At 62.5% G+C, this 8501-nt stretch carries 9 protein-coding genes and 1 tRNA gene; 5 read left to right on the forward strand and 5 right to left on the reverse strand.

The window, feature by feature from the left end:
* Nucleotides 1–192: 192 nt before the first annotated feature.
* Complete coding sequence (locus LRX75_RS08450; RefSeq protein WP_231813438.1) at nucleotides 193–1209, forward strand: porin; 1017 nt, start codon at nucleotides 193–195, stop codon at nucleotides 1207–1209.
* A gap of 351 nt (nucleotides 1210–1560) precedes the next feature.
* Nucleotides 1561–2544, forward strand: coding sequence for a tyrosine-type recombinase/integrase (locus tag LRX75_RS08455; protein WP_420851174.1), 984 nt, complete (start codon nucleotides 1561–1563; stop codon nucleotides 2542–2544).
* 166 nt (nucleotides 2545–2710) lie between these two features.
* Here the strand turns inward: LRX75_RS08455 and LRX75_RS08460 are convergent, their stop codons facing one another.
* The 5 genes from LRX75_RS08460 to LRX75_RS08480 all read right to left on the reverse strand — a co-directional run bounded on the left by LRX75_RS08460 (nucleotide 2711) and on the right by LRX75_RS08480 (nucleotide 5907).
* On the reverse strand, nucleotides 2711–3532 hold the full coding sequence (locus LRX75_RS08460) for a transglutaminase-like domain-containing protein (protein WP_231813440.1): 822 nt from the start codon (nucleotides 3530–3532) through the stop codon (nucleotides 2711–2713).
* A 48-nt stretch (nucleotides 3533–3580) separates the two neighbouring features.
* Entirely contained in the window at nucleotides 3581–4567 is a 987-nt protein-coding gene (locus tag LRX75_RS08465; protein WP_231813441.1) for a transglutaminase family protein, read from the reverse strand.
* 138 nt (nucleotides 4568–4705) lie between these two features.
* Nucleotides 4706–4948, reverse strand: a complete 243-nt coding sequence (locus LRX75_RS08470; protein ID WP_162742937.1) for a hypothetical protein — start codon at nucleotides 4946–4948, stop codon at nucleotides 4706–4708.
* A 326-nt stretch (nucleotides 4949–5274) separates the two neighbouring features.
* A tRNA-Ser gene (locus tag LRX75_RS08475) sits at nucleotides 5275–5364 on the reverse strand.
* 189 nt (nucleotides 5365–5553) lie between these two features.
* Nucleotides 5554–5907: a hypothetical protein gene (locus LRX75_RS08480; protein ID WP_231813442.1), complete on the reverse strand. Its 354-nt coding sequence runs from the start codon at nucleotides 5905–5907 to the stop codon at nucleotides 5554–5556.
* Between the two features lie 276 nt (nucleotides 5908–6183).
* Between LRX75_RS08480 and LRX75_RS08485 the strand changes: the two genes are divergently transcribed.
* The 3 genes from LRX75_RS08485 (at nucleotide 6184) to LRX75_RS08495 (ending at nucleotide 8352) form a co-directional block, all read left to right on the forward strand.
* Nucleotides 6184–6549, forward strand: a complete 366-nt coding sequence (locus LRX75_RS08485) for a PilZ domain-containing protein (protein WP_231813443.1) — start codon at nucleotides 6184–6186, stop codon at nucleotides 6547–6549.
* A gap of 110 nt (nucleotides 6550–6659) precedes the next feature.
* A complete protein-coding gene (locus tag LRX75_RS08490) occupies nucleotides 6660–7073 on the forward strand; it encodes a DUF2177 family protein (protein WP_113150199.1) in 414 nt (137 codons plus the stop codon).
* A gap of 154 nt (nucleotides 7074–7227) precedes the next feature.
* A complete protein-coding gene (locus tag LRX75_RS08495) occupies nucleotides 7228–8352 on the forward strand; it encodes a pyridoxal phosphate-dependent aminotransferase (protein ID WP_231813444.1) in 1125 nt (374 codons plus the stop codon).
* Nucleotides 8353–8501: the final 149 nt, after the last annotated feature.

Below are 8501 nucleotides of genomic sequence, written 5' to 3' on the forward strand. Positions count from 1 at the left end.
GTCGCCACGCCTGATTCCCGCCTGGAGAATCGATATCGGGACCTTCGTCTACGCGATCGCGCGCCTGCACGGCATCGCCGCCATCGGCCGGTGGAGACGGCGCCGCGCAGCCGGGCGGGGGCCTCGCAGCCGGAAAGCCCTGTATGCCGGACGTTTGGTAAGTTCGGACTCATTTTTGACTGGAGGTCAGAAATGAACATTAAGAGCCTTCTTCTCGGCTCCGCTGCTGCTCTCGCAGCAGTATCCGGCGCACACGCTGCCGACGCTATCGTCGCTGCCGAACCGGAAGCACTGGAATACGTTCGCGTCTGCGACGCCTTCGGCACCGGCTACTTCTACATCCCGGGCACGGAAACCTGCCTCAAGATCGGCGGCTACGTCCGTACGCAGATCAAGTACGACGAAGACGCATTTGGCGCCAAGGATCGTTTCAACGACGACAAGCAGTATGGCGACTATGATGCCCAGACGAAGGGCTATCTGACCATCGAAGCCAAGAGCGACACCGAATTCGGCGCGCTGACCGGCTACATCAACCTGGAAGCCAACGACACCAAGGACACGCTGCTCGACGGCGCCTGGATCAATATCGCTGGCTTCGACGTCGGTTACTTCTACAACTGGTGGGACGACGGCATTGCCGGCGAGACCGACTCGATCGGTTCGGAAGAAACCCTCCAGAACAGCATCCGCTACACCTATGAAGGTGGCCCGGTCATCCTCGGTGTTGCTGTCGAAGAACTGGCATCCACCAACGTCAAGTCCAACGACGACGTCGGCGTTTCCGGCAAGCTCGGCTACACGCTGGGCGGCGTCTCGGCAAACCTCATCGGTTCCTACGACTTCAACGTTGACGAAGCCGCCTTCCGCGCCATCGTCACCGCCGATGTCGGCCCGGGCTCGCTCGCTGTCGCTGGCATCTACGCCACGGACCCGAGCTACTACTGGTCCAAGTCTGAATGGGCTGTCGCTGCTTCCTACGCCATCAAGGCAACGGACAAGCTGACGATCACCCCCGGCGCCCAGTACTTCGGCAACGTCAAGTTCAACAGCAACATCGATGCGTGGAAGGCTGGCGTCACCGCTCAGTACCAGATCACGACCGGCCTGAAGACCCTGGCGACCGTCAACTACTACGACGAAAACAACGACGCCGGCCCGGACTCCGAAAAGTGGACCGGCTTCCTCCGTCTGCAGCGCGACTTCTAAGTCACGCTTTCGCAACGTCGTCAGACCTTCTGATGTGAAGGTCTGACACCCGAAAAAATAAAGCCTGCAGTTCTCACGAACTGCGGGCCTTGTGGTTTTGGAATTTTGAAAATAAGTATGCGCTGTATAAGGCATATTGATTATGCTTGATCGTGTGCCTTCCTGCACTGATCGAGCTCCCGAAACATCCGAAGCGGTCCCGCTTCCCTGGTCCGCAAGGTCTGCATCGCATCCCGATGCTGTCACTGCCGGACTGCGTCCATCGCGCTGCGGAGCCGTTCAGGGCCGAGCAGAGAGTACCTGCATAGGCGCCCTTGCGGGGGTGCATCATTGGAGACGGCATTCATGGATATGAACGGCAAACCCTTCGTAGCGCAGTCCTATGGCGCCGGTTCGTTTTCAGGACTCTCCTACACGCTGCGCGCCGGGGGCGACGTCGAACCGCCGGCCACGCATACGCTCGTCACCCTTCTCGAGCGCTATGGCGACACGCTCTGGGAAAGCGGCAAGCACAAGGCCAATGTCGTCGCCTTCATCTACGATCTCTATGACATGATGCCGGAAAAGGAATTTACGGGCGTTTCCCAGGATATGCTCGACCGGCTGGTGAATGCGCTGCGCAAGCGCGGCAACAGCAATGCCACGATCAATCGCAAAATGTCGGCGCTGAGCAAGCTTCTGCGCAAGGCGCACAAGATGGGCGACATCACGGTCCTGCCCGACTTCACCCGTAAGAAGGAGCGCGCCGGACGCGTCCGGTTCCTCGAACATGACGAAGAGGTCCGGCTGTTCGCCGCGATCGGCGCGCGCAATGCGCTCTATGAACGGCTCTGCATCTTCCTGGTCGACAGCGGTGCGCGCCTCGGCGAGGCGCTCGGCCTTCGCTGGAACGACCTGCAGGGGTCCATGGCCACCTTCTGGATCACGAAATCCGGGCGCAGCCGTTCCGTACCGCTGACGACGCGGGCGCGCAAAGCCATCGGCCACGCCACCGCCCGCGGCCTTGGGCCCTTCTCCGGCATCGACCAGCAGCAATTCCGCACCGTGTGGAAGCTCGCCAAGCAGGATGCCGGATTTCTTGACGATCCGGATCTGGTGCCGCACGTGCTGCGCCACACCTGCGCCTCACGCCTCGTGCGCGGCGGCATCGACATTCGCCGCGTCCAGATGTGGCTCGGCCACCAGACGCTGCAGATGACGATGCGCTACGCCCATCTTGCCTCGCACGACCTCGACCTCTGCGTGCCGGTGCTGGAGCGTGCCAACAAGAAGGCCTCGACCACAACACGGACGAAACGCATGCCGCAGCAGACGCAGCCGGAGCAGGCATGCTAGCGGCGGATCGCCGATGGCTTGGCGCTCTGCGAACGCGCCGCCCCGCCTCCCCCGTCCGTGGCATCCATGACACTGTGCGGATCGGGGACACCTCCCCCATCATAGAAATCCTCTTCGCCATGATCACCGGGAGAAGAGGCTTCAGTCCAACAGAACGTATGGCGCCCTACTGGCCGCCATCGTGCGGCATTTCATCCGTCACGACATCGAAGCGCACGAGCGTTGCCGGTCCGAAGGCGGTGGAGAGCGCGACGTCCGTCGCATCGCGTCCGGTCGCCATGAGGATGCGGCCGATTCGGGGCTTGTTGTGGCGCGCGTCGGCCGTGTGCCAGTGCCCGCCCAGATAGACTTCGAACCAGGCGCTGAAATCCATCGGATTGACATCGACCGGCACGCCGATATCGCCGAGATAGCCGGTGCAGTAGCGCGCCGGGATATTCATCGCCCGGCAGAGCGTGATGGCGAGATGGGCGAAATCGCGGCAGACGCCGGTCTGGTCGGTGAACCCGCCATAGGCCGAGCGCGTCGCATCCGCCTTCTGATAGTCGAACCGGATGCGGTTGTGCGTGAAGTCCATGATCGCCGCCACGCGTGGCCAGCCCGGAGGCACATGCGAGAAGGTCTGCCAGGCGAAGTTCGAAAGGCGGTCGGTGTCGCAATAGCGGCTGCCGAGCAGGAAGACGAGCACGTCGTCGGGCAGATCCTTGATCGAATGCTGCACGGCATCATAGGGAATGAGATCGGGCTGGCCGCTGTCGTAGATCTCGAACGTGGTCGAAAGCGTCGTGATGCCGGCCGGCGCGACGATGCGGCTGCAGCTGTTTCCGAAGCCATCGACATATTCCCAGGCCTCGATCGGCCGATCGAACTGCAAAACCTGATCCGTCAGCAGGTCCACGCGCCTGGAAGGATGAATGTTGAGCACCAGCAGCATGGCGGTGTCCTGTTGGCATTCATAGCTGATGTGGAAACCGGCTTTGATCTTCAAATGCTCTATCCTTCGGTGGGAGGTGACGGCAGGGTCATGCGAAACGGGTCAGGATGCGGATTGTTTCGAGCGCTCACGGTCCGGCGTCTCGGTGTCTGCGGTATGCGGCGGATCGGTATGTGCTGCAGGCTCGTCGGCAGACGGGTCGCTGGCCGTCATCGACGCCTCGCTGACCACATTGACCTGCACGGTCATGCTGTCGAAGTCGCCCTTCTTGCCGTCATAGCTGCCCGACAGCGGCACCGCCTGCCGAGGCGTGCGAGCCACGCCGACGCGGATCAGATCGCGGTTACCGACGATGCCGTTGGTCGGATCGAACTCCACCCAGCCGGCGCCGGGCAGGTAGACCTGGCACCAGGCATGGGTCGAGCCGCCGCCCAGCGTGCGCTGCCCATCCCGGCTCGGCACGTAGATATAGCCGGTGACGAATCGCGCCGCGAGACCGAGAGAGCGTGCGGCTTCCATCATCAGCAGTGCGAAATCGCGGCAGGTCCCCTTGCGCAGGCGCAGGGTTTCCAGGGGTTGCTGCGTGCCATGCTCCAGCCGCCGCGCATAGACGAAGCCCTCGCGGATCGCATAGCAGAGCGTCATCAACAGATGCCCGGTCTCCGTCGGCCGGCCGACCCGCACGAACTGGCGCGCCCATTTGCCGACCTGATCGTCCGGATCGGGACAATGCCGCTTCATCGTTTGTTCGAGATCGAAGGCTTCTTCGGGATCGTAGGAGAACGGATAGGTTCGCGCCTCCTCGTCAATGACGAAATCGATCGGCACATGCGGCGTGTGCTCGAGCCGGATCAGCGTTTCGAACGTCAGCTCCCGCGCCGGCTTGTCGAAGCCGACCAGGGCCACGCAATTGCCGAACACGTCATGGACCCAGCGCACGTAGCTCGGGTCCGGGGAGACGTGGAGCGAGGCCTCCAGCAGCGTCTGGTCGAAACTGTCGCGCGGCCGAAACATCAGCCGGTGTTCGCCGAAGGCAACCGGCCGCTTGTAACGATAGGACGTCTTGTGGTGAACCGAGAAGAGAACCATTAGCCGACGTTAGCACCTCACCTGCCGTTCGTCGCCGGGAAAGCTCGGCAAAAACCGGGAATTTGCAGGGCCGCTTAAGTGGTCCGTCCCGCCTCCCCACCTTCGCTGTCCCCGCACGAACGACCGCGGCAATCACCGCTATTGATCGAAGAATCGCATCCAGGGATTGTCCAGCCGCTTCAGCCTGTCGCCCAGCGCCGAGACCTTGCGGCGGATCACGACCTCATACTCCCCCGCCGGCATGCCGTCATGCAGGACATCGGGAACGATGATCGTGACGCTGCCATATTTGCGCGTCTGACGATGGCGCGTGGCAACACGCTCGACAAGCTCGATCGCACCAGCCTCGATAGCATCCGGCAGAAGACGGGGCTCTTTCATCACGATCCTCCTTTCGCCCCATATGTGGCGCCGGGCGGACGGACGATCAAGAGGCGGGAGGTGCGGCAGACGGCCGTCAGCACCGCCGTGACGTGGTCTATCACACCGGTTTGGACGTCAGCGACGACGGGGCGGCGATCGGTCTTCGTTGGACGCCGGAATCACATCGAGAGGGCGATCAACCGGAGGTGCGCTTTGCTGGGAAGCCTATTCGATCGCTGCCGAAGCGAACCGATGTCTGATCATGCAGCGGAAAAGTGCTCTCTCTAGGGGAAACGGCAGCTCTCGAGGGAACACTGCTGGCGGACGGGCGTCATCATGGGGAATGGCGGAGAAGATGGGATTCGAACCCACGATACCCTTCCGGGTATACTCCCTTAGCAGGGGAGCGCCTTCGACCACTCGGCCACCTCTCCGTCGAGGCCCCTGATAGGATCAATCCACGTGGGGATCAAGGGCTATTTGGTCTTTCCAGCAATGATATCGCTGATCGGTCATCCGATGCGGCGCTTCGGGTGCCGGGGAGAGACGCGCGGCGGGCGCAGCTCTCGGGATCGGGGCGTTGGCCCGCTGCGCCTTTTTCTCAGGACAGGGCGACGTGTCCGTCAGGGCTCGAGCTGGCGGCCTTCGGTATAGCCGTTTTCCTTGAAGTGCGCCTTGGCGCGGGCTTCCGGATTGGGGTCTTCGCGAAAATGCGCGAGGTCGGCATTGGCCTTGATGTAGTCGTCCCACTTGAAGCCGTTGAAGCCCGGGAAGCGACGTTCCATGTTGCCGCGCTCCTGGAAGTGCGCGAAACCCGACGGGAATTCCCCTCTCTGGACGGCCTGGCGGACGTCCGGATTGGCGCGGATATAGTCGGACTCGTTGAAAAGGAGAAAGCCGTTCAACAAATTCTGCAGCTCGGCTGTCGAGAGCTTGTCGCCCGAGGTCAATTCATTCTGAAAGAGAAATTTTTTCATAGATCCTACCTTGGAGCCCAGCGCCGATCGGTGCCGTGCCCCTCGTTGAAAAATCTCCTCCTGTGCAATTTTCTAGCGGAGAACCCCGAATAATGGAACCGCAAACTTACGCTTTCGGGCCGCATCGTAAACGGGCCGAGGAGGCGCGTTGAAATCGCAGGACAAACCGACGTTTGGACCGCATGATCGCGCAGAGCCCGCGGCAAGGTCGAAACAAGCTTGATGTCTTAAGGCTTGGCCGACCACCGACAGAGCGACCTTTACCGGAGCAATCCCATGTCCATGATCATGCACAGGGCGGAGGCCCGTCCGGGGCAGACGAGTGCGACCTACAAGCACTTTTTCGTGGAGCGGCCTTGCCGCATCCTCGTCGTTGGCCAGCATCTGAAGCCGAAGACGAAGTATAACGGCCTGCTGCGCCATATCTCGATCGGCGGCGCCATGATCGACTTCAATCCCGCGGTCCACCTGCCGCAGCATTTCTTCGTGGAGATCGTCGGCTTTCCCGAGGAGATCGGCAGCACCGTGGTTCACCGTGTCGGCTCGGAACTCGGCGTGCGCTTCAACATGCAGCTGTCGCAGGCGTTCATTCGGCAGCTGATCCGGATGGATTTCGCCCATAACGGCATCGCCACCCGGTAGACGACGCACCCGACGCCACCTCCCTTACGCGTCCGCGCCCATCAATTCCGCAGCCCGCAGTAATCCGCTGTCACCCGGCCTTCGTAGACGTGCGAAACAGGAGCGCGACGATGAAGACCTATCTGATTGCCTATGCCGGCACCCTTCTCTCCTTCCTCGTCGTCGATGCGGTTTGGCTGGGCCTGGTCGCGCGGACATTCTATCGCGACCAGCTCGGCGACCTCATGTCGCCGCAGCCCAATCTGGTGGTCGCCGCCGTTTTCTACCTGTTTTTCGCCGCCGCCATCGTCATCCTTGCGGTTCTCCCGGGTCTGCGCGCGGGCTCGCTGATGACCGCGATCGGCTACGGTGCCGTGCTGGGTCTCGCCGCGTACGGAACCTACGACATCACCAACCTCTCGACGCTGCGGAACTGGCCCGCGATGCTGAGCGTGGTGGACATGATCTGGGGCACGTTCCTGACCGCACTCGGCGCGGCCTGCGGTCTCATGGCCGTGCGCTGGCTTGGCGATGCCTCTGTGTGATCGCGAGCTGTCCGGGTCTTGACGGCGCGTCGGGAATGACGCGCGAGGCCCGGCCTAACATCCTCCATTGGCTGCATAATTTTCTCCGGTCACCGATTCCGGTTTGCGGATTTATGCAGTAGGGTGGCTGACCTTCGTGATCATCGGACCCGTCATGTCAGCCTTCCCGCGTTTTACGCCGCTTGCCCGTTCCCTGCCCGCCACCGTGCCCTTCGTCGGGCCGGAAGCCATCGAGCGGCAGCGGCATGCGCGATTGACGGCGCGGATCGGGGCGAACGAGAGTGGCTTCGGGCCGGCACCGAGCGTGATCGCGGCCATGACGACGGCGCTGTCGGGCATCTGGAAATACAATGACCCTGAAAATTTCGAGCTGAAGGCGGCGCTTGCCCGGCACCTCGGCGTGCAGCCGGACAATCTGGCGATCGGCGAGGGAATCGACGGGTTGCTCGGCCAGATCGTGCGGCTGGTCATCGAGCCCGGCATGCCGGTGGTGACCTCTCTCGGCGGCTATCCCACGTTCAACTTCCACGTCGCGGGCCATGGCGGGCGGCTGGGCACCGTGCCCTATGACGGCAACGACCGCGAAAATCTCGACGGTCTGCTGGAAGCCGTCCGGCGCGAGGATGCACCGCTCGTCTACCTTGCCAATCCCGACAATCCCATGGGCAGCTGGTGGGATGCCGGACGCATCGTGGACTTTGCTCGGGCCCTGCCGGAGACGACGTTGCTGGTGCTGGACGAGGCCTATGGTGAAACGGCGCCGGCGGGCACCCTCCCCGATCTCGCCTCGCTCATCGACCGGCCCAACATCCTGCGGACGCGGACATTCTCGAAAGCCTATGGCTTGGCCGGCGCGCGGGTCGGTTATGCGATCTCCGCGCCGGGAACGGCCGCCGCCTTTGACAAGATCCGCAACCATTTCGGTATGAACCGGGTCGGCACGGCGGCGGCAGAAGCGGCGTTGAACGATCAGGCCTATCTGCAGACCGTGATCGCGCGCATTGCCGCCTCCCGTGCGACGATCGCGGACATTGCCGACCGTGCGGGCCTCAAGGCTCTGCCATCGGCCACCAATTTCGTGGCCATCGACTGCGGTCGCGATGCGACCTTCGCGCGTGCCATCGTGGATGGGCTGATGGATGAGGCCGGCGTCTTCATCCGCATGCCGGGTGCGGCGCCTCTCAACCGGTGTATCCGGGTGAGTGCCGGACCGGAGGCCGAGATGCAGGCCTTTGCGGCCGCTCTGCCACGTGTTCTCGATCGGCTCTCCCGGGCCTGAGACCCCTGATTCTGGCAGTCGAAAGTCATAGACCTCCGCCAGAGGCGGAGGTTTGGGACGCTGCGCTTGGACCACTTGAAGTGGTTTTGTTACAAGTTAGTAGGAACCCTTGAAAAGGTCTGCATGGTCAGAAGCCTTATCGGCCTTTT

The sequence above is a fragment of the Rhizobium quercicola genome (assembly GCF_021168455.1).
Lineage (GTDB): Bacteria > Pseudomonadota > Alphaproteobacteria > Rhizobiales > Rhizobiaceae > Ferranicluibacter > Ferranicluibacter quercicola.

Excerpts from the sequence above, each read along its gene's own strand:
- LRX75_RS08450 (WP_231813438.1), top strand. The coding sequence starts at position 193 with ATGAACATTAAGAGCCTTCTTCTCGGCTCCGCTGCTGCTCTCGCAGCA.
- LRX75_RS08455 (WP_420851174.1), top strand. The coding sequence starts at position 1,561 with ATGAACGGCAAACCCTTCGTAGCGCAGTCCTATGGCGCCGGTTCGTTT.
- LRX75_RS08465 (WP_231813441.1), bottom strand. The coding sequence starts at position 4,567 with ATGGTTCTCTTCTCGGTTCACCACAAGACGTCCTATCGTTACAAGCGG.
- LRX75_RS08470 (WP_162742937.1), bottom strand. The coding sequence starts at position 4,948 with ATGAAAGAGCCCCGTCTTCTGCCGGATGCTATCGAGGCTGGTGCGATC.
- LRX75_RS08480 (WP_231813442.1), bottom strand. The coding sequence starts at position 5,907 with ATGAAAAAATTTCTCTTTCAGAATGAATTGACCTCGGGCGACAAGCTC.
- LRX75_RS08485 (WP_231813443.1), top strand. The coding sequence starts at position 6,184 with ATGTCCATGATCATGCACAGGGCGGAGGCCCGTCCGGGGCAGACGAGT.
- LRX75_RS08490 (WP_113150199.1), top strand. The coding sequence starts at position 6,660 with ATGAAGACCTATCTGATTGCCTATGCCGGCACCCTTCTCTCCTTCCTC.
- LRX75_RS08495 (WP_231813444.1), top strand. The coding sequence starts at position 7,228 with ATGTCAGCCTTCCCGCGTTTTACGCCGCTTGCCCGTTCCCTGCCCGCC.